This window comes from Dongia deserti (assembly GCF_003574735.1).
GTDB lineage: Bacteria > Pseudomonadota > Alphaproteobacteria > Dongiales > Dongiaceae > Dongia_A > Dongia_A deserti.
The window spans coordinates 209067-229000 of record NZ_QORW01000006.1 but is presented as its reverse complement, the minus strand read 5'-3'; the positions used below and the strand labels follow the sequence as shown (position 1 = coordinate 229000).

Annotated in this window: 24 protein-coding genes; 7 read left to right on the top strand and 17 right to left on the bottom strand. The window is 64.3% G+C overall.

Annotated elements, in window-relative coordinates:
• The first annotated feature begins 69 nt into the window (after nt 1-69).
• The gene (locus tag DTX69_RS30610) at nt 70-222 is read left to right on the top strand and encodes a hypothetical protein (protein ID WP_284735705.1); all 153 of its coding nucleotides are present in this window, start codon (nt 70-72) and stop codon (nt 220-222) included.
• 125 nt (nt 223-347) lie between these two features.
• Entirely contained in the window at nt 348-1160 is an 813-nt protein-coding gene (pdxY, locus tag DTX69_RS11520; RefSeq protein WP_119301675.1) for a pyridoxal kinase, read from the top strand.
• 16 nt (nt 1161-1176) lie between these two features.
• Here pdxY and DTX69_RS11515 read toward each other — a convergent pair whose 3' ends face one another.
• Nucleotides 1177-2040: a LysR family transcriptional regulator gene (locus DTX69_RS11515; protein WP_284735704.1), complete on the bottom strand. Its 864-nt coding sequence runs from the start codon at nt 2038-2040 to the stop codon at nt 1177-1179.
• Nucleotides 2041-2218: 178 nt separating this feature from the next.
• Here DTX69_RS11515 and DTX69_RS11510 point away from each other — a divergent pair, with 178 nt between their 5' ends.
• Nucleotides 2219-3724: an MFS transporter gene (locus tag DTX69_RS11510; RefSeq protein ID WP_407643980.1), complete on the top strand. Its 1506-nt coding sequence runs from the start codon at nt 2219-2221 to the stop codon at nt 3722-3724.
• Between the two features lie 61 nt (nt 3725-3785).
• Here the strand turns inward: DTX69_RS11510 and DTX69_RS11505 are convergent, their stop codons facing one another.
• On the bottom strand, nt 3786-4817 hold the full coding sequence (locus tag DTX69_RS11505) for an aspartate-semialdehyde dehydrogenase (protein ID WP_119301783.1): 1032 nt from the start codon (nt 4815-4817) through the stop codon (nt 3786-3788).
• A gap of 381 nt (nt 4818-5198) precedes the next feature.
• Between DTX69_RS11505 and DTX69_RS11500 the strand changes: the two genes are divergently transcribed.
• Nucleotides 5199-5810: a glutathione S-transferase family protein gene (locus DTX69_RS11500; protein WP_119301672.1), complete on the top strand. Its 612-nt coding sequence runs from the start codon at nt 5199-5201 to the stop codon at nt 5808-5810.
• A gap of 20 nt (nt 5811-5830) precedes the next feature.
• Nucleotides 5831-6811 (top strand): pyridoxamine 5'-phosphate oxidase family protein, encoded by a 981-nt coding sequence (locus tag DTX69_RS11495; protein WP_119301671.1) that lies wholly within the window; start codon nt 5831-5833, stop codon nt 6809-6811.
• On the opposite strand, the gene DTX69_RS11490 is transcribed toward DTX69_RS11495, so the two are convergent.
• From DTX69_RS11490 to DTX69_RS11475, 4 genes are all read right to left on the bottom strand, one after another.
• Nucleotides 6796-7422, bottom strand: a complete 627-nt coding sequence (locus tag DTX69_RS11490) for a dihydrofolate reductase family protein (RefSeq protein WP_119301670.1) — start codon at nt 7420-7422, stop codon at nt 6796-6798. The two genes, DTX69_RS11495 and DTX69_RS11490, sit on opposite strands and share 16 nt — an antisense overlap.
• Before the next feature lie 62 nt (nt 7423-7484).
• Nucleotides 7485-7832 (bottom strand): GFA family protein, encoded by a 348-nt coding sequence (locus DTX69_RS11485; RefSeq protein WP_119301669.1) that lies wholly within the window; start codon nt 7830-7832, stop codon nt 7485-7487.
• 100 nt (nt 7833-7932) lie between these two features.
• Complete coding sequence (locus DTX69_RS11480; RefSeq protein ID WP_119301668.1) at nt 7933-8811, bottom strand: universal stress protein; 879 nt, start codon at nt 8809-8811, stop codon at nt 7933-7935.
• Nucleotides 8812-8907: 96 nt separating this feature from the next.
• The gene (locus tag DTX69_RS11475) at nt 8908-9777 is read right to left on the bottom strand and encodes a helix-turn-helix domain-containing protein (RefSeq protein WP_119301667.1); all 870 of its coding nucleotides are present in this window, start codon (nt 9775-9777) and stop codon (nt 8908-8910) included.
• Between the two features lie 139 nt (nt 9778-9916).
• On the opposite strand from DTX69_RS11475, the gene DTX69_RS11470 reads away from it, so the two are divergent.
• The gene (locus tag DTX69_RS11470; RefSeq protein ID WP_119301666.1) at nt 9917-10888 is read left to right on the top strand and encodes a phytanoyl-CoA dioxygenase family protein; all 972 of its coding nucleotides are present in this window, start codon (nt 9917-9919) and stop codon (nt 10886-10888) included.
• Between the two features lie 84 nt (nt 10889-10972).
• Here DTX69_RS11470 and leuB read toward each other — a convergent pair whose 3' ends face one another.
• From leuB to DTX69_RS30105, 4 genes are all read right to left on the bottom strand, one after another.
• Nucleotides 10973-12085, bottom strand: coding sequence for a 3-isopropylmalate dehydrogenase (gene leuB, locus DTX69_RS11465; RefSeq protein WP_119301665.1), 1113 nt, complete (start codon nt 12083-12085; stop codon nt 10973-10975).
• A gap of 190 nt (nt 12086-12275) precedes the next feature.
• Entirely contained in the window at nt 12276-12884 is a 609-nt protein-coding gene (gene leuD / locus DTX69_RS11460; RefSeq protein WP_119301664.1) for a 3-isopropylmalate dehydratase small subunit, read from the bottom strand.
• 107 nt (nt 12885-12991) lie between these two features.
• Nucleotides 12992-13186 (bottom strand): hypothetical protein, encoded by a 195-nt coding sequence (locus tag DTX69_RS30110; protein ID WP_162917098.1) that lies wholly within the window; start codon nt 13184-13186, stop codon nt 12992-12994.
• Nucleotides 13187-13251: 65 nt separating this feature from the next.
• On the bottom strand, nt 13252-13422 hold the full coding sequence (locus DTX69_RS30105; RefSeq protein ID WP_162917097.1) for a hypothetical protein: 171 nt from the start codon (nt 13420-13422) through the stop codon (nt 13252-13254).
• Between the two features lie 92 nt (nt 13423-13514).
• Here DTX69_RS30105 and DTX69_RS11455 point away from each other — a divergent pair, with 92 nt between their 5' ends.
• Nucleotides 13515-14426, top strand: coding sequence for a LysR family transcriptional regulator (locus DTX69_RS11455; RefSeq protein ID WP_162917096.1), 912 nt, complete (start codon nt 13515-13517; stop codon nt 14424-14426).
• Nucleotides 14427-14550: 124 nt separating this feature from the next.
• On the opposite strand, the gene leuC is transcribed toward DTX69_RS11455, so the two are convergent.
• Genes leuC through ffh form a run of 7 tightly spaced genes read right to left on the bottom strand, consistent with a single transcriptional unit; the run spans nt 14551 to nt 19933 of the window.
• A complete protein-coding gene (gene leuC, locus DTX69_RS11450; RefSeq protein ID WP_119301662.1) occupies nt 14551-15957 on the bottom strand; it encodes a 3-isopropylmalate dehydratase large subunit in 1407 nt (468 codons plus the stop codon).
• Between the two features lie 48 nt (nt 15958-16005).
• Nucleotides 16006-16386, bottom strand: a complete 381-nt coding sequence (gene rplS / locus DTX69_RS11445; protein ID WP_119301661.1) for a 50S ribosomal protein L19 — start codon at nt 16384-16386, stop codon at nt 16006-16008.
• On the bottom strand, nt 16383-17123 hold the full coding sequence (trmD, locus tag DTX69_RS11440) for a tRNA (guanosine(37)-N1)-methyltransferase TrmD (RefSeq protein WP_119301660.1): 741 nt from the start codon (nt 17121-17123) through the stop codon (nt 16383-16385). Before trmD ends, rplS begins: the two co-directional genes overlap by 4 nt.
• Nucleotides 17120-17704, bottom strand: coding sequence for a ribosome maturation factor RimM (gene rimM, locus DTX69_RS11435; RefSeq protein WP_119301659.1), 585 nt, complete (start codon nt 17702-17704; stop codon nt 17120-17122). Before rimM ends, trmD begins: the two co-directional genes overlap by 4 nt.
• Before the next feature lie 22 nt (nt 17705-17726).
• The gene (gene rpsP / locus DTX69_RS11430; RefSeq protein ID WP_119301658.1) at nt 17727-18092 is read right to left on the bottom strand and encodes a 30S ribosomal protein S16; all 366 of its coding nucleotides are present in this window, start codon (nt 18090-18092) and stop codon (nt 17727-17729) included.
• Between the two features lie 42 nt (nt 18093-18134).
• Nucleotides 18135-18536 carry a VOC family protein gene (locus tag DTX69_RS11425; protein ID WP_119301657.1) on the bottom strand — a complete coding sequence of 134 codons (402 nt, stop codon included), beginning with the start codon at nt 18534-18536 and terminating at the stop codon, nt 18135-18137.
• Nucleotides 18533-19933: a signal recognition particle protein gene (gene ffh / locus DTX69_RS11420; protein ID WP_119301656.1), complete on the bottom strand. Its 1401-nt coding sequence runs from the start codon at nt 19931-19933 to the stop codon at nt 18533-18535. The genes DTX69_RS11425 and ffh overlap by 4 nt, the downstream gene beginning before the upstream one ends.
• Nucleotide 19934: the final 1 nt, after the last annotated feature.

Below are 19934 nucleotides of genomic sequence, written 5' to 3'. Positions count from 1 at the left end.
CGATCACGGCGAGTCGAAGCTGGTGATCATTGCCCACAATTCTCCCAGACCGAGCTGTGGCTGGAAGTCGTGGCGAGCAACAGCGAGGAGGCCGCCAGCCATCTGGGCGAGCGGAAGGTTGTCCGCTGCGACGCGATCGAGAAGCTACCGGAGGGCTTCCGCGGCTTCTGGATCGCCAGCCCGGCAGACGTTGTCCATATTGTCTCCGAGAGCGGCCAATAGATAGCGCTGTCAATTGTCCGGCAACAAGATCGGCCCCGTCTTGGGGCCGATTTCGCTTGCAAGCGCGGCAGCGATCATGAGGATACCGGGCGCCGTCCACCCATCAGCCCGCGTCCGCCTCTTTCATGAACGTCCTCTCCATCCAGTCCCAAGTCGTCTACGGACATGTCGGCAACTCCGCCGCAGCCTTCGTGCTGCAGCGCCAGGGCCATGCCGTCTGGCAGGTGCCGACGGTCCTGTTCTCCAACCACCTCGGCAAGCCGACCTTCCGCGGCCGCGCCGTGCCGGCGGAGCAGGCGAACGAGCTGATCCAGGGATTGAAAGAGCTGGGCTACCTCGACGACGTCGACATGCTGTTGACAGGCTATCTCGGAACCGCGGATACCGCGCGTCTGGCCGCGGAGCTGGCCGGAATCATCCGCGCGCAAAGGCCGCACGCGATCTTCGCCTGCGATCCTGTCATGGGCGATGATGACGCGCTCTATGTGAAGGCGGATCTAGCCGACGCCATCACCACCGACCTGGTACCGATCGCGGATGTGCTGTTGCCGAACACTTTCGAGCTGGCGCGCTTGACCGGCCGCACAGTCAAGGATGGCAAGTCGGCGCTCGAGGCTGCGCAGGCTTTGCAGCAGAAGTCCGGCGTGAAGATTCTGGTGGCGACCGGTATTCCGGCCGACCGGCCTGACCGCATTGCCGCCTTGGCACTGGAGGGCGGCAAGGTGCATCGCGCGGAAGCGCCGCGCCGCAAACTACGCGTGTCAGGCAATGGCGACACATTCACTGCCCTCTTCACCGGACACTACGTGCGTGACCGCGACGCTGCCGGCGCCCTCGACTTCGCGATGCGTGCAATGGACGTGATCTGCACCGCGACCGAGGCGGCGGATGCGGACGAGCTGCTGATCGTGCAGACGCAGGATGACTGGGCAAAATAGCGCCGACAGGCCTCGCTCATGCGGCGCTGCCTACGGACTCTGACGTACTGTGTTCGCGAAAGGCTGTTGCGAGCGTCTTCAGCGTCGCGCGGGATCTCGCATCCGAGGGCGTTGACAGCAGCACGATCTCGGATGACGGGAGCGGCGGAAGTCCCCAGCGCTGGCTGATCTCGACCGTGCCAGGCGGCGCAAGCCGGCGAGAGAATACTGCGGCGGCCAAGCCGGCTGAGACGGCGTCGGAGACGGCAAAGGTACCGCACCCGAGGAAGACCTCGGTCCACGCGATCCCCGCAGCGTCCAGCGCACGGGTGGCGATGTTCCGGATGCCGCAGGACGGGGACGATGCTGCCAAACGCAATGGCTCGCCCGGTCGATGCACAAAACTCGGCGTTGCGAACCAGCCGAAATGTTCCGGTGCAAGCACTTCACCATCGCGGCGGTCGTCTTCGCGGCGGATGATGGCCGCGTCGACTTCCCCGCGGTCGAATGCATCCAGCAAGGCGCGTGAATTGTCGAGCCGCACCTCGATGGTGAGTGCCGGGTCGTGTGCGTTCAGCCGGGCGAGCAGCGTCGGAACCTCGGCCCCGCCGACGTGGGTTGCGATGCCGAGCACAAGGCGGCGGCGTCCCGCGTGCAAGCCTGCCACCGCGCGGTCATGGGCGACCAGAAAGTCGCGCGCAAAATCTAGGAACACCGCGCCCTGCGCAGACAGACGCACCAACCGCGGCGTCCGCTCGATCAGCCTCTGGCCGATCCGCTCCTCCAGCCGTTTCAGCTTGACGCTGATCGCACCTTGCGTGGAGCCGAGCGCTTTTGCTGCGCGCGTGAAGCTTTGGTGATCGGCGATCGCCACGAATGCCTGGACGGCATCGACATCCAACGTAGTCATGCCAGCTATCCAAATTCGTTGTCTCTGAAATAGTCAATCATCCAATTCCAAGATCATCAAGCGGCGACTACCTCTACGTCGCAGAGCAATCTGCGGAGAGCGACCGGAGCTCTCATTCGTCATCGTCGAATTCCCGTGTTTGCCGACCATATCGTCGAAAGGTCGAACCATGCCTGCTGCCTTGACGCGCCGAAGCGCGATGGCCCTAGCCGCCGTGTGCCTATCATGCCTGATGTTCGGACTGGAGATTTCCAGCATCCCGGCAATCCTGCCGACGCTTGAAAAGGAGTTGCACGCGGACTTCAAGCAACTCCAGTGGATCATGAACGCCTATACCATCGCGGTGACCACGGTCTTGATGGCGACCGGAACCCTGGCCGATCGCTACGGGCGCAAGCGTATCTTCATGATCTCGGTCGCCGCATTTGGCCTCACATCATTGATCTGCGGCGTGACCGAGAACGTCCTTACACTCATCATTGCCCGGTTTCTTCAGGGCTTGAGCGGCGGCGCCATGCTGATCTGCCAGATTGCGGTGCTGTCGCATCAATTCCAGGGCGGACGGGAACGCGCCATCGCCTTTGGCTGGTGGGGAGTCATCTTCGGCATTGGGCTGGGGTTCGGCCCGATCATCGGCGGCACCATCGTTACGGTGCTGAATTGGACGTGGGTGTTCCTCGTCCACGTGGTGTTTGCAATCCTGGCATTCGTGCTCGCGCTGGACAGCGTCCAGGAGTCGAGGGACCCGAAGGCGAGCAGCCTCGACATCGCCGGCATTCTGACGTTGTCGCTGTCCGTTTTCTGCCTGGCTTTCTATATTACGCAGGGACCCGATCTCGGATTCACCAGCCCGACGGGCCTCGCGATCCTCGGTGCCTCCATTGCAGGCCTGATCGCCTTCCTCATCGCGGAGAAGGTCAGCCCGCGGCCGATGTTCGACTTCTCGGTCTTTCGCATCCCCGCATTTTCGGGCGCCATCATCGGCTCGGCCGCGATGAACATCAGCTTCTGGCCCTTCATGATCTACCTGCCGATCTGGTTCCAAGCCGGGCTAGGCTATGACAGTGTTTCGGCCGGCCTCGCCTTGTTAGCCTATACCCTGCCGACCTTGGTGATGCCGCCCATCGGGGAGCGGCTTTCGCTGCGCTACCGGCCAGGTCTCGTCATTCCAGCCGGATTGTTCACGATCGGTGTGGGATTCGTGCTGATGAAGGTCGGCAGCACCATCGCGCAGCCAGATTGGCTGACGATGCTGCCCGGCTGCCTGATTGCCGGTATCGGCCTTGGCCTGACCAACACACCCGTCACCAACACGACGACGGGCTCGGTCTCGAGCGACCGCGCCGGCATGGCCTCCGGCATCGACATCAGCGCGCGGATGGTCTCGCTCGCAATCAACATAGCGGTGATGGGCTTTATCCTGGCGAACGGCGTGCTGGCCCACCTCGCGGGTGCGTTGCCGGGGCAGATGGACGCCAGTCAGTTGTGGCTCCTTGCCGAGCGGATCGCCGCGGGAAACGTCGTCTCAGTTCCTGGACTGTCCGAAGCCACTGTCCACGAAGCGCTGGCGCAAGGCTTTGGTTGGGTAATGCTGTATGGCGGGACCGGCGTTTGGGCGCTGGCCGGCCTCAGCTTTTTCATCTTCAACGGGCGGGCTCGTCAGCCCGCGGAGTGAACTGAGCCCCCGCCCGCGCGGGACACGGGGCTCAGTGAACAAAGGAGGAAGGGCTTCGAACTTACGCGGCGGCCTTGCCGCTCAGATAGTCGCTCGCCAGCTTCTCTGCGATCTGGACCGCGTTGAGCGCGGCGCCCTTGCGGAGGTTGTCGGCGACCACCCAGAAGGAGAGGCCGTTATCGATCGTCGCATCGTCGCGGATGCGGCTGACATAGACCTTGTCCTCGCCGGCGGCCTCGACCTGGGTCACATAGCCCTCATCGACCCGGTGGTCGACCACGCCGACGCCCGGTGCGGCCTTCAGGATCGCGCGCGCCTCGTCGGCGGAAAGCGGCTTCTCGAACTCCACGTTCACCGCCTCGCCGTGGCTGACGAAGACCGGCACGCGCACGCAGGTCGCCGTGACCTTGATCTTGGGGTCGAGAATCTTCCTGGTCTCGACCGACATCTTCCATTCTTCCTTGGTGTAGCCGTCGTCCATGAAGACGTCGATGTGCGGGATGCAGTTGAAGGCGATCTGCTTGGTGAACTTGGTGCGATCGAGCGGCGCATTCATGTAGATGCCGCGAGTCTGGTTGAACAGCTCGTCCATCGCATCCTTGCCGGCGCCCGACACCGACTGATAGGTCGCCACGACCACGCGCTTGATGGGCGCCACCTCATGCAGCGGCTTCAGCGCCACCACCATCTGGATGGTGGAGCAGTTCGGGTTGGCGATGATGTTCTTCTTCTTGTAGCCGGCAATGGCCTGCGGGTTGACCTCCGGCACCACCAGCGGCACGTCGGGGTCCATGCGGAAATAGGAGGTGTTGTCGATGACCACAGCACCGGCCGCGCCAGCCCGCGGGGCGAAGTCCGCCGAGACCTTGGCGCCGGCCGAGGACAGGACGATGTCGATGCCCTTGAAGTTGAACTGGTCGAGGCTCTGGACCTTCAGCACCTCCCCCTCGCCGAAGGAGACCTCGCCGCCCGCGGACCGCTGCGATGCCAGAGCGACGACCTCGTCGACCGGGAAATTGCGCTCCGCCAGCGTCTGCAACATCTCGCGCCCCACGTTGCCCGTGGCGCCGACCACTGCTACCCGATAACCCATGATCCGCTCCTTCACCTAAAAGCAAAAAGGGCCGCATCTTGCTGCGGCCCCTGGTTTCCTTTGATCCGTCGAGATCCCGTCAGGCCGCGCTCCACCACCCGGTCTTGGTGCCGGTGGTCTTCTTGGTCTTCAGGGTGATCACGGACTGGATCACGTTACAAATCCCTCAATGAGCCCGCTGGCTCCGGTCGGCGGCCCTTTTACAGAGGTTCGCGGCCTCTGTCGATAGAAAAGTGACGGGAAAGCCGGCGAAACGCCGGCAGAACTGACCTCTCGTACTTTGGAAGAGTTACTCCTGAATTGCCCTACTTCCGTCTGTGCCTGAAATAATCATCTTGAGATGCGACGAGCGCGTTGCGCACTCACCAGGGAGAGGGACCCATGAAACTCTACCACCATCCGGTATCCGGCCATGCGCATCGCGCGCATCTGTTCCTGTCGCTGATCGGGGTGGAACATCAGCTGGTGCCGGTCGACTTCGCCGCGGGCGCGCACAAGGCGCCGGAGTTCCTGAAGCTGAACCGGTTCGGGCAGGTGCCGGTGCTGGATGATGACGGCACCATCATCAGCGATTCCAACGCGATCCTGGTCTATCTCGCGAAGAAGTATGGCCGGAGCGATTGGCTGCCGGAAACGCCGGAAGCCGCGGCATCGGTGCAGCGCTGGCTGTCGGTCGCGGCGGGGCAGATCGCATTCGGGCCCGCGGCTGCACGCCTGGTCACCCTGTTCGGCGCCAAGTTCAGTGCCGAGGAGGTGATCGCCCGCGCCCATGTGGTGCTGACGGTGATCGACGAGGAACTGGCAAGCAGGAGCTGGATCGCCGCGCCCCAGCCCACCATCGCAGACGTCGCGCTCTACAGCTATATCGCGCGCGCGCCGGAGGGGAATGTCGACCTCTCCCCCTATCGCAACGTCCAGGCCTGGCTTCGCCGCATCGAGGCGCTGCCAGGCTTCGTCCCATTCCAGAAGGCGCAGGTCCGGCACGCGGCATGAGCAGGAAAGAAAGGTCAGCCATGTCGAACGTTGCGGAACAGGCTTTCGCTTCGCCTTGGCACGCCGGCGAGGTCGCCATGCAGCGCAGCGCCGGTTCCGCCGAGAAGCTGGCAGCGCACGGGCATCTGCTCCTGCGCGATCATCTGATCGAGCAACATCGGCTGTTCTATCCGCAACTGCCGTTCATCGTGGCGGGAGCGGTCGACAGCAAAGGCGATGCCTGGGCGACGATCCGCACCGGCAGTCCGGGTTTCCTGCACGCGCCCGATCCGTACCGGCTCAGCATTGCGGCTGCGCGCGAGGGGACCGATCCTGCGGATGACGGCATGAATGACGGCGATGCCGTCGGCCTGCTCGGCATCGAGCTGCATACGCGGCGCCGCAATCGCTTGAATGGCTTGGTGCGGCGACACGACGACGGAGGATTCGACGTGACTGTCCACCAGAGCTTCGGCAATTGCCCGCAATACATCCAGCTGCGCGATTTCGCATTCGTGCGGGACCCCTCCGCACCGACGGCCGAAGCGCCACGCGTGCTCGACCGGCTGAACGAGCTCGCGCGGATGATAATCGCCCAGGCAGATACCTTTTTCGTCGCATCCTACGTCGACCGTGCACCGGGTCGACGCGAGGTCGATGTTTCACATCGTGGCGGCAAAACTGGCTTCGTGCGCGTCGATGCGGACGGTGTGCTGACGATTCCGGATTTCTCCGGCAATCGGTTCTTCAACACCCTCGGCAACCTGATTGCCAATCCGAAGGCCGGGCTGCTGTTCGTCGATTTCGAGGCCGGCGACCTCCTGCAGCTCACCGGCGACGCCGAGGTGATCCTCGACTCGCCGGAGATCGCCGCTTTCGAAGGCGCGGAGCGCCTGTGGCGCTTCTCCCCGCGCCGCATGCTCTACCGCCCCGATGCGCTGCCGCTGCGCTGGACCTTCCAGCCGGATGGCTGGTCGCCGCAGTCACTGCGCACGGGCACCTGGGATCATACTGGCCGATAGGTGTGCGCGACCAAGCCGCCGTCGAATGCGGTCGAGCTCACAAGCTTGAGGTCGAGCGGTCGATCGAGATCCGAGAAGGGCGCCAGCCCGCGACCGAGCGCGACCGGATACACAAGCAGCCAGTATTCATCGGCCAGCCGTTCCCGCACGAGGCTGCGCGCGAAGCTGGCCCCACCGTGCGCCAAGATGGGCTTGCCGGGCTGCTGCTTCAGCCGCGCGATCTCGGAGGCCAGCTCGCCGCGCGCGATCCCCGGATTGGCCCAGGACTCCAGAACGGAAGGCGGGACCGCAGCGGAGCCTTTCGCTTGCGCGCGTGGCGCATCCTTCAGGGCCTGGGTCGTCGAGGCTTGTTCCAACCCTCTGCGCGTGAAGACGACCTTCGGGATTTCGTTCATGGGCGCTGCGATGGGATCGGTCGAGCTCGGCCAATAGGCCGCCATGTCGCGGAAGGTGCGGCTGCCCATGATGTGGACCCCCACTTGCCACAGCGTCTCGACGGTCCAGGAACTCGCACTGTCATCGAAGCTCTTGAAGATCCAGTCGATTTCGCCGTTTGGACCGCCCATGAAGCCGTCCAACGACAGGTTCATTCTCAAGATCAGCTTTCTCATCGCGTCGCCTCCGCTGCTTGCCTCTCATCAGCAAGGACGAACGGGCGGGCCGGAAGCCGACATCACATCGCGCGGCCGTCGAAATTGATGACGGGCAACGAAGCGGCCTCCACACCCTCCAGGCACCGCACGTTGATGTAAGCCGAGCGTCCCTCCTGCGAGCCCGCATCCTCGGCATAGGGGTGTATGCCGCAGGTCTGGCAGAAGCGATGTTCGATGACGTGGTTGTTGAAGGTGTAGCGCCCCACACCCTGCCCCGAACCCAGCAGACGCAGCTTGTCGCGCGGCACGGACCACAGCAATGCACCCTTGCGCGAGCAGATCGAGCAGTTGCAGGAAACGACTTCGGTCAATTCACCTTCGACTTCGAAAGCCAAGTTGCCGCAATGGCAGCCGCCTTTGTAGAGCATATCTGCCCCTCCTTATGAATTGGACTAAGCATAGTCGCGCATGAGCCGGCCCATCACGGCCGGTTGCGGACTACTCGTCAATAGGGGAGAGCGGTCGCGATCAGTGCGTCATGAAGACCGGAACGTTGGCGGCGTCGATCATGTGGCTGGTGACTCCGCCCAGCACCAGGTGCTTCAGGCGGCTGTGTGTGTAGGCGCCCATGACCAGCAGGCCGGCATCGACCTCGCGCGCGGCCAACAGCAGCTTCTCGGCGATGCTGCCGCCCATCTCCGCGCCTTCGCCGACCGACGCCGAGATTCCGTGCCACGCGAGGTAATGTACCAGGTCGGCCGCCGACTGCACGCCGGCATGGGAATCCTGCACATTGATCACGCGTACGCGTGGACGATCGCCGAGCAGCGGCAGCGCCGCGCTGATGGACCGGATGGCCTCGATGCTGCCGTTCCAGGAGATGATCGCAGCGCCATTCATCATCGCCTCGAGCTGCGCCGGCGTGCAATCGGAGGGGATCAGCAGCACGGGGCGACCGGCGGAGAACAGCGCATCCTCCACCGCCACCGCGACCAGATCCAGCGCCTGCTCCGATTTCGGCCGCGCCATGATGATGAGGTCCGTCAGCCGCCCGAAGCGCGCGAGCAGCTCCGATTCCTGCCCCTTCTCTGCGCGGAACTCCGCGGTCGCGCTGGGGTGCGGTTCCGGCCGATCGCCGAGCGCGACGTTGTTCGCCCGCATCCATCCATCGAAGGCCGACTTCGCCTGCGCGGAGCGCGCTTCCGCGTGGCGTTCGGCAGCAGCTACCACTTCTGCAATCGCGACACCGACATCGACCATCAGGGGCGTCGTCTTCAAGGGATCGGCCACCGCATGGAGCGCCTGGACATGGGCCTGATGAGCGCGAGCGACGATCAGGGCTGCATCAAGCGCCGTGCGATCCGAGTCCAGCCCGAACAGCGGAACAAGAACATGCTTGAAGGACATGGTCCAAGCCCTCCTCCTTATTGTTGTTGGAACGGAGCATAGCGCAATTTCGTTCCCGTTGCTTGATCTGGATCAGGTGCAGAGAGGGAATCCGCCTCAGCGCTTTTCCCGGTAGGCCCGCCGAAATGCCCGCGGCGTGACGCCCTTCATCGCTTTGAACTGACGATGAAAATTGGCGAGGTTGTGGTAGCCGGCCTCGTCGGCGATATGGGCGATGGGGCGATCGCTCCCGATCAGCAGAGCCGATGCGCGGCCGATCCTGAGCTGCACCACATAATCCGTCACGCTCATATGCGCGTGACGGTGGAACAGCCGATGCAGGGTGCTGAGGCTCATATGGACCCGGCGCGCGAGCGTCGCGACGGAGAGCGCGGGGTCAGCATAGTTCTCGTGCAGATAGGCAAGCACCGGCGCGATGCGCTCATCCTCGCTTTCGCTGACCGCCTTTGCGGCGACGGCCGGCGACGACAACGGCATGAAATCGGCATCGCGCGCCAGCATGGCCAAGAGATCGATGAGTCCGATCACCTGCGCGGTCTGATCGCGCGCTAGCAGCGCCAGAATGCGGCTCCGAGCCTCTGCAGCGCTCTTGTGGGAGAAGCCAAGGCCGCGCGTGGATGCATCCAGCATGCGGCAGGTCGCACGGAATTCGGGCAACGGGCGCAGCACCTGCTCGACCCAGCCCTGGTTGAACCACATGACGACGGCAGTATGCGGCTTGGCCGGATCGATCGGGCGCGCCGATTGCCAGGTGTGCGGCAGATTGGGCCCGACCAGCGCCAGGTCGCCATCGCGGTAGGGCGCGATGTGGTCGCCGATATAGCGTTGGCCGAAGCTGTTCAGCGTGAAGGTCAGCTCGTATTCGGGGTGGTAGTGCCACTCGAACGGGAAAGAGGGCAGCCGCCGGTGGAACAGGGTCCAGGACGCCCCCGCCGGCACAGTCACTTTCTCGAAAATGGGCTTCATCGCGCGTAGAATACGCCGAACTTGACCGATGAGTATATGTTTTTGACAGAGCCGGCGAACATGGACCTGGCGCGCTGACCTAGCATCTCGGCACCTTTTGCTCTTGTTGTGTTTTTGTTGTGCTTTGGGAGAGGTGTTCATGGACCGCTATGGATATGGCGATGGCAAGCCCGGCAATCCCTCGGTCGGTTATGCCGCGACCACGCAGCTGAAGGACATCAAGAAGCGGCTTCCGCTGCGCGTGCTCTCCTCCGCCGATTGGGAGCACTGGACGACCTGGGGCTATGTCGTGGTGAAGAACGCGGTCCCCGCGGCGAACGTCCGCCGTTTGGTCGATCTGCTCTGGGAGTTCCAGGAGATGGACCCGCAGGATCCGGCGACTTGGTACAAACCGCAGCTCCGCGATCACGAGATGAAGGAGCTCAACAACAGCGGCATGGTGGAGATCTATAACCACCAGCACCTTTGGGACAACCGCCAGCACCGCCGTGTCTACGACGCGTTTGTTGACATCTGGGACCGAGAAGAGCTCTGGGTGACGATCGATCGCGCGAACCTGAACCCGCCGAACCGCAAGGCGCGCGGCTTCAACGGTTTCATCCACTGGGATGCCGACACACGGTTGGACCCGCTGCCGGTCAACGTGCAAGGCGTGGTCTCGCTGGTCGATACCGACTCAGAAGTGGGCGGCTTCCAATGCGTGCCGGAGCTGTTCCGCACGCTGGAAGACTGGCGCAAGACGCAGCCTGCCGACCGCAACGGCTGGGTGCCGGACACCACCGGCTTCGAGATCGTGAACGTGCCGATGCAGGCCGGCGATCTCCTGATCTTCAACTCGCTGCTGGCGCACGGCATCCGGCCGAACCGCTCCGAGAACCGCGTGCGCATGGCGCAATACATCTCCATGGCGCCGGCGGATGAAGATAACCAGGCGCTGCGCGAGTTGCGCATCGCATCCTGGCGCGATCGCGAGCCACCCAAGGGCTATGCCTTCCCCGGCGATCCGCGGCAGTGGGAGAAGACGCGCTACGACCGCGCCAAGCTGACGGAGTTGGGCGAGAAGCTGCTGGGCTTGAGGAGTTGGAAGGAACAATCGGCGGCGGCTGAGTAGCCCCAACAGCTGCGCACAATTCAATGTCACCCCGGCCGAAGAGCCGGGGTGACAGAAAGAGTATGGACAGAAGCGGGCGAAGAGCTACTTCGCGAGCCTATCGAGCTCCTTCAAAATCTCGTCGCCCATGCGCGTGGTCGAGACCTTGGTGCAGCCCGCGGCCATAATGTCGCCGGTGCGGAAGCCAGCGGCGACCACGTTCTTAGCGGCCTGCTCGAGCAGGTCGGCCGAGGAGCCGAGGTCGAAGGAATAGCGGAACATCATCGCCAGGCTGAGCAGGCACGCCAGCGGATTGGCGAGATCCTTGCCGGCGATGTCGGGCGCGGTGCCGTGCACCGGCTCATAGAGCGCCTTGCGCCGGCCATTCGCGTCGGGCGCGCCGAGCGAAGCCGACGGCAACATGCCAAGCGAGCCAGTCAGCATCGCCGCGCAATCGCTGAGCAGATCGCCAAACAGATTGTCGGTCACGATCACGTCGAACTGCTTGGGCTGGCGCACCAGCTGCATGGCGCAGTTGTCGGCGTACATGTGGCTGAGCTCGACGTCGCTGTATTCCGCCTTGTGCAGCTTGGTCACTTCCTCGCGCCACAGCACGCCGCTTTCCATCACGTTGGCCTTCTCGACCGAGCAGACCTTGCGGCCCCGCTTGCGCGCCAGCTCGAAGGCAACGCGCGCGACGCGCACGATCTCGCTGGTGGTGTAGACCTGGGTGTTGATGCCGCGGCGCTCGCCATTCGGCAGAGTCTCGATGCCGCGGGGCGAACCGAAATAGACGCCGCCGGTCAACTCGCGCACGATCACGATGTCGAGGCCGGCCACCAGCTCCGTCTTCAGGCTCGAGGCTTCCGCCAGCGCGTCGAACACGATCGCGGGACGCAGGTTCGCGAACAGCTCCATATCCTTCCGCAGGCGGAGCAGGCCGCGCTCCGGTTTGATCTCGAACGGCAGATTGTCCCACTTCGGCCCACCGACGGCGCCGAGCAGCACTGCATCGGCCTTCATCGCCTTCGCCATGGTCTCGTCAGTCAAGGGCATGCCGTGCTTGTCGATCGCGCAGCCGCCGACCAGGTCGTCCTCGACGTCGAACTTCAGCGCCTGGTTCTTCGCGAACCAGTCCAGCACGCGCTTCACTTGCGTCATCACTTCAGGACCGATGCCGTCGCCGGCGAGGATCAGGAGTTTCTTGTTGGTGGGCATGTAGCTTCCTCAGACTTGCACGCGGCAACGCCGCCGATTTTTCCTTTCGTCATGGTCGGACTTGGTCCCACCATCCACGAGTTTCGGTGAGCAAAGCCGCGGCGCGTCGGACAAACTCGTGGATGGTCGTGCCCCGCTTGAACCATTGGCCACGACCATGACGGACGAGAGTGTGACTAGCGCCGGCGGCCTACCACAGCCAGGGCTGGCCGACCTTGGCCTTCTGCTCGTAGCTGTCGATGTTGGCGGCCTTCTGCATGGTGAGGCCGATGTCGTCGAGGCCGTTCAGCAGGCAGTGCTTGCGGAAGGCGTCGATCTCAAATTTGATGCAACCGCCGTCCGGCCCGCGGATCTCCTGCTTCTCGAGATCGATCGAGATCACGGCATTGGCGCCGCGATTGGCATCGTCCATCAGCTTGTCGACCTCTTCCTGCGGCAGCGTGATGGGCAGGATGCCGTTCTTGAAGCAGTTGTTATAGAAGATGTCCGCGAACGAGGGCGCGATCACGCAGCGGATGCCGAAATCGAGCAGCGCCCAGGGCGCGTGCTCGCGGCTCGAGCCGCAGCCGAAATTAGCGCCGGTCACCAGGATCTTGGCATTGCGGTACTGCGGCTTGTTGAGGACGAAATCCGGGATCTCCTTCCCGTCGGGCGTGTAGCGCATCTCGTCGAACAGGTTCTTGCCGAGCCCGGTGCGCTTGATGGTCTTCAGGAACTGCTTGGGGATGATCATGTCGGTATCGACATTCATCATCGGCAGGGGCGCTGCGACCCCGGTGAGCTGGTCGAATTTCTGCATCAGACATATCCGCGAAGAGCGGCCGTGTGGGGCCGCCGACGGGCGGTTATGTCACGGCGCGGCGGCCCCTCACAAGCCCTTCACGCGGGCACATCTTTTGGACGGGTCTACCAGCGCCAATCGCGTGGGTCCGACGGGCCGTCGACGGGCGGCAGCCCAACATCCTGGCGCAGATGGTCCGGCAGTTCCTCGATCGCGGACCGCCGGAGGCCCGTGCGCAGAAAGCCCCAGTTCAGCAGGGCCTCGCCCAGCCAATCCATGGCGAAGATGGGGGCCGACGAAAAACGCGAAGTCGTTAACATCTCAGTCTCCTTGCTTTGGTGGCAGGAGACCTAAGGGCTGTCGGGCCGGCGCGGAGTGAAGCAGTTCACTCCTGGTCTGGATGCTGCGGGGCCGGGAAACCGAGATCCCGCCAAAGATAATCCGGCAGGCGCCTGATCTCGATCTTCAACGGCGGCTTCGCGACCGGTGGCACGTGGGCGACCGGACGGGCTCCCAACCGGAACCGGGCGAGCCAAAGGGTGAATGCGTGGGCCATGGCGATCCTCCGTGGCTTCGACTCTATGCGCGACAAGTTCGGATCGACATTCGCCATCATTCGATATATTTCATGCGATTATGAATGGATCAGTGCCGAACTGGGATGACTTACGCCTGTTCGCAGCCATTGCAGCGGCAGGCTCCCTCAGCGCGGCCGCCCGGCGCCTGAAGTTGAGCCAGCCGACCATGAGCCGCCGGCTGCAGGCTCTCGAAGCGCAGATGGGCGCCAAGCTGCTGGAACGAGTGGGCGGCGGGCCGGCCGGCAGCTATGTGCTGACGCCCAAAGGCGCCGAGCTCCTGCCCCTTGTTGAGCGCATGGTCGAGGCGGGCGAAGCAATCGAGCGGGCCAGGCCGGATTTCACCGAGGACGCCACCGGCATCGTCCGGGTCGCCTCCGGCCCGATGACCATCCGCTTCATCGCCCGCCGGCTGCCCGAACTGCTCGATGCGCTGCCCGGGATCGAGATCGAGCTCTACAGCTCCTATTCGCTGATCAACCTTTCGCGGCGCGAAGCGGACATCGCACTGCGCAACCGCCGACCGGAGGAAGGCCGGCTGGCCATGCGCGCCCTGCCGCAACCAACCTATGCCGTGTTTGGCTCCAAGGTCTATGTCGCGCGCCACCCGGTGGCGGCGACCGAGGCGCGTTACGAGGAATGCCGCTGGATCGGCTTCGATGACACGCGCGGCTACAGCGAAAGCCTGCTGTGGCTGACCGCCAAGCTCGGCCGTGCGCCGCACATTCGCTGCAGCAACGCCAGCACGATCCTCGACGCCCTGGTCACCGGCGCGGGCCTCGCCGTGTTGCCCTGCTTCCTCGCCGCGGAAGAACCATCGCTGGTGCAGCTGACCGCGCCGATCGACGACTTGGACCGCGAGGGCCTGTGGCTCGTCGTGCATGAAGACATGCGCGACCGGCCGCGTGTGCGCTTGGCGGCCGACCGGATCGCCGCCTTGTTCCACCGCTATCGCCATCAGCTCCAGCCCGAGGGTGCGGGCTGATCAGAAAAGGTCGTAGCCTACCGCCATCAAAGGCTTGGCCGTGGGCGAGATCAAAGCGTGGAGCGAACTCGTGGGTGCCCGTACCAAGCGCGGGTAGAGCGAAATGAGAGGCGCGTGCTTGGACCTACGACAGTTTCCGCACGTCCGTCAGGTGCCCGGTCACCGCCGCTGCCGCGGCCATCGCGGGGCTGACCAAATGCGTGCGGCCGCCGCGGCCTTGGCGGCCTTCGAAGTTGCGGTTGGACGTCGAGGCGCAGCGTTCGCCGGGCGCGAGCTTGTCGGGATTCATCGCGAGGCACATGGAGCAGCCGGGCTCGCGCCATTCGAAGCCGGCTTCGAGGAAGATCTTGTCCAGCCCTTCCGCTTCGGCCTGGTGCTTCACCAAACCGGAGCCGGGCACCACCATCGCGTTCACGTGCGCGGCGACCTTGCGGCCCTTGGCGATCTTGGCCACCTCGCGCAGGTCCTCGATGCGGCCGTTGGTGCAGGAGCCGATGAAGACGCGGTCGACCTTGACCTCCTCGAGCCTCGTGCCGGGCTGCAGGCCCATATATTCCAGCGACCGTTCGACAGCGCGGCGCTTGTTCTCGTCGGCGATATCCGCCGGGTTCGGCACCTTGCCGGTGATCGGCAACACGTCTTCCGGGCTGGTACCCCAGGTCACTTGCGGGATGATGTCGGCGGCCTTGATCACGATCTCGGTGTCGTACTTCGCGCCGGGATCACTGGGCAATGTCTTCCAGAAGGCGACCGCCTGCTCCCACGCGCCGCCCTTCGGCGCCATCGGCCGGCCCCTCAAGTAGGCGAAGGTGGTCTCATCCGGCGCGATCAGGCCGGCGCGCGCGCCAGCCTCGATCGACATGTTGCAGATCGTCATGCGCCCTTCCATCGAGAGCGCGCGGATCGCATCGCCCGCATACTCGATGACATGGCCGGTGCCGCCCGCGGTGCCGAGGCGACCGATGATCGCCAGCACGATGTCCTTCGCCGTTACACCCGGGCCGACATGACCCTCGACCGTGATGCGCATATTCTTCGCCGGCCTCTGGATCAGCGTCTGTGTGGCGAGCACATGCTCCACCTCCGAGGTGCCGATGCCGAACGCCAGCGCGCCGAACGCGCCGTGGGTCGAGGTGTGAGAATCGCCGCACACGATGGTCATGCCGGGCTGGGTGAAGCCCTGCTCCGGCCCGATGATGTGCACGATGCCCTGCCGCACATCATCCATGGAGAAATAGTCGATGCCAAATTCGCGGCAGTTCTGCTCCAGCGTCTCGACCTGGATGCGGCTCTCTTCCTCGGTGATGCCCTTGGAGCGATCGGTGGTGGGGACGTTGTGGTCCGCCACCGCCAGCGTCGCCTTCGGCTGGCGCACCTTGCGGCCCGAGCTGCGCAGGCCTTCGAAGGCCTGGGGCGAGGTCACCTCATGCACGAGGTGCCGGTCGATGTAGATCAGGCACGTCCCGCCGTCCTGCTGATGGACCAGATGGTTGTCCCAGATCTTGTCGAACAGGGTCCGAGGTTTTGCCATGACCGATGCCGTTCCAGCCGATTTGCCTGATGCCTACTCTTCCGCGCCCTATTCTTCCGCGCTTGCGCCGATCGGGCCAGCCTTTTCGGTGATGCGGGCAGCCTTGCCGCGGCGGCCGCGCAGGTAATAAAGCTTCGCCCGGCGCACGTCGCCGCGGCGCACCAACTCGATCGAGACCAGGCGCGGGGAGTGCAGTGGGAACACGCGCTCCACGCCCTCGCCATAGCTGATCTTGCGCACCGTGAAGGAGGAGTTGATGCCGGCGTTCTTGCGCGCGATGCATACGCCCTCGAAGGCCTGCACGCGCTCGCGGTCGCCCTCGACCACCTTCACGTTGACCTTCACGGTATCGCCGGGCGCGAAGTCCGGCGCCTTGTTGCCGCCAAGCTTGGCGACCTGGGCCTTCTCGAATTTCTGCAAGGTGTTCATGATCCACGTCCTTTCTTCTGAATCTGTCCGGCGCTCTGCTGCGCCATCCGTTTCTGATAGGCAGCCCACAGATCGGGCCGCCGCGATTCCGTTGTCTGTTCGGCCTGCAGCTTGCGCCAGGCTTTGATCTTCTCGTGATGCCCGCTCATCAGGATCTCGGGCACCTGCCGGCCGCACCAGTCCGCAGGCCGCGTGTAGTGGGGATATTCGAGGAGGCCCGATTCGAAGCTCTCCTCCTCCAAGGTCTCTTCCGCGCCCATGACGCCGGGCAGCAGACGCACCGCCGCGTCGATGAGCGCGATCGCCACCGGCTCTCCGCCCGACAGCACGAAGTCGCCGAGGCTCACTTCCATGAGGCCGCGCGCTTCGATCACGCGCTCATCCAGCCCTTCATAGCGGCCGCACAGCAGCACCACGCCCGGACCGGTGGACAGTTCCCTCACCATCTCCTGGTTCAGGACCTTGCCGCGCGGTGTCAGGTAGATCGCCGGCTTCAGGCCATCGCGCGTCGCGTGATCGAGCGCCGCATCCACCACATCCGGCCGCATGACCATGCCCGGCCCGCCGCCAAACGGCGTGTCGTCGACCGTGCGATGCCTGTCGGTGGCGAAGCGGCGGATGTCGATGGTTTCGATCGTCCAATCGCCGCGCTCCAGCGCCTTGCCGGCGAGGCTGTGGCCAAGCGGTCCCGGGAACATCTCCGGGAACAGGGTGAGGATGCGCGCGGTCCAACTCATGGCGCGGCCTCCTGCAACTCGGCCGCCTCTTCCTCCTCGTGCTCCGGGACCTCGAAGAAGTCCGCCGGCAAGTCCAGCACCACGCGACCGCCCTTGATGTCGACCACCGGTACAAAGGCCTTGGTGAAGGGCACCACGAAGCCTTCGCCCGACTCCGGCACCACGAGCAGCAGATCGCCCGCGCCGTAATTGTCGACCGAGACGATCTCGCCCAGTTTCTCGCCCTTGCCATCGAACGCGCTGAGGCCGATCAGATCCGCGAGGTAGTATTCTTCCGGATCTTCCGGCGCCGGCAGACGTCCGCGGTCCACGAACAGCTCCACGCCTTTCAGCGCCTCGGCCGCGTTGCGGTCGGTGATGCCGGCCATGCGCGCGATCAGGATGCCCTTCGCCGCATCGGCGGTGCCGACGATGCTGAGCTCGAAGGTGCGCTTGCGCTTGGGATCGGTCAGCGGCCCGTATTCGGCAATGGCTGCGGGCTTGGCGGCGAAGGATTTCACCTTCACCTCACCCTTGATGCCGTGCGCGCCAAGGACGGCGCCCATCAGCACAAGTCGCTGCGATGTTGCCGAAGCTGGCATGATTGTGTCCGATCCGCCCCGCTTACTGAGCCGGCGCTTCAGCAGCCTTGGCGGCCGCTTCGGCCTGGGCCTTCGCGCGCTCTTGCGCCTTTGCCTTCGGCAGATGCTGCTTGCTCTGCTCGTGGCGCTTCGGCGCCTCGCATAAGCCGGCGCGGGAGAAGAAGAGCTGCACGCGCTCGCTCGGCGTCGCGCCCATCTTCAGCCAATGCTTAGCGCGCTCGACGTCGAAGGTGACGCGGTTCGGGTCATCTCTCTGCAGCATCGGATTGTAGGCGCCGATATGCTCGACGAAGCGGCCGTCGCGCGCGAAACGCGATTCGGCAACCACGATGCGATAGTACGGGCGCTTCTTGGCGCCGCCGCGGGTCAGTCTGATCTTCAACGACACTTGGTTCTCTCCTTTGGATGGTCTGTTGTTCGTCTCAGCTATCTATTCCGGATGGTGACAGCAAGCTTCGATCTTGTTGCCGTCCGGGTCATACGCAAATGCACCGTAATAGTTCGGGTGATAGTGCGGCCTGAGGCCCGGCGCGCCATTGTCCTTGGCGCCGGCCTTGAGTGCGGCTGCATGGAATTCGTCGATCGATTTCCGGCTCTTCGCCTGGAAGGCGACATGGGTGCCGCCCTTCGCATTCGACTCCTTGTCGAACTTTTCCGGCTCACCGATCCAGAAGCTGGGCTTCTCGGCCTCGCCATAGCCGTGCGCGATCACGCCTTGACCGGGAATATCGACGGTGTAGACGCAGGCATAGCCGAGGGGCTGCAGCACCGCGTCATAGAAACCCTTGGCCTTGCCGAGATCGGATACGCCGATCGAGATGTGATCGATCATCGCCGTCCTCCGAATGGTGGGGGCCCGCCCATGCCGCCAGCGCCGCCCTTCATCAGTCCGGCCATGCCAGAGCGCATCAGGCCCTTCTGGCCCAGCTTGCTGACCTGCTTCATCATGCGGGCCATTTCCAGGTGCTGCTTCAGCAGCTTGTTCACGTCCTGCACCTGCATACCGCAGCCCTTGGCGATGCGGTTCTTGCGCGATGCCTTGATGAGGTCGGGGTTGCGTCGTTCCTTCGGCGTCATCGACGAGATGATGGCGAGGGAGCGCCGGATGACCTTGTCGTCGACGCGCCCCTCGAGCTGCTTCTGCATCTTGCCCAGGCCGGGCAGCATGCCAGCGATGGAAGCGAGGCCGCCCATCTTCTGCAGCTGCTTCAATTGGCCGGCGAGATCGTTCATATCGAACTCGCCCTTCTGCATCTTCTTGGCGAGGCGTTCGGCTTCTTCGGCCTCGGTCGTCTCGATCGCCTTCTCGACCAGGCTGACAATGTCGCCCATGCCGAGGATGCGGCTGGAGATACGGTCGGCGTGGAAGTCTTCCAGCGCATCCATCTTTTCGCCGACGCCAATCAGCTTGATCGGGCAGCCGGTGATCGCACGCATGGAGAGCGCAGCGCCGCCACGCGCATCGCCATCGACACGCGTCAGCGCGATGCCGGTGACGTTGACGCGTTCCTTGAAGGCCTTCGCGACATTCACCGCGTCCTGGCCGGTCATCGCATCGGCGACGAGCAGCGTCTCATGCGGCTTGGCGGCGGCGTGCACCTCCGCCACTTCGCTCATCAACTCCTCGTCGATCGCGAGGCGGCCCGCGGTATCAAGCAGCACGACGTCGAAGCCTTCGAGGCGGCCCATCTGGATCGCGCGCTTGGCGATCGCCACCGGCGTCTCGCCCAGCACGATCGGCAGCGTCTTCACGCCGACCTGCTCGCCGAGGATGGCGAGTTGCTGTTGCGCGGCGGGCCGGCGCACGTCGAGCGAGGCCATCAGCACGCGCTTGCCGCGCTGCTCGAACAAGCGCTTGGCGATCTTGGCCGTGGTTGTGGTCTTGCCCGAGCCTTGCAGGCCGACCATCAGGATCGGAACGGGTGCCGGCGCATTGAGATCGAGGCCAGGCTCGACGCCCTCGCCGGCAGAGAGGGTCTTCACCAGCTCGTCATGGACGAGCTTCACCACCATCTGGCCGGGCGTCACCGACTTGACAACGCGTTCGCCGACGGCGCCTTCGCGCACCTTGGCAACAAAATCCTTGACCACCGGCAGGGCGACGTCGGCCTCGAGCAAGGCCACGCGCACCTCGCGCATTGCCTCGTCGACATCTGCCTCCGACAGGGCGCCGCGCCGGGTCAGCTTGTCGAAGACGCCGTTCAGCCGTTCCTGCAGCTTCTCGAACATG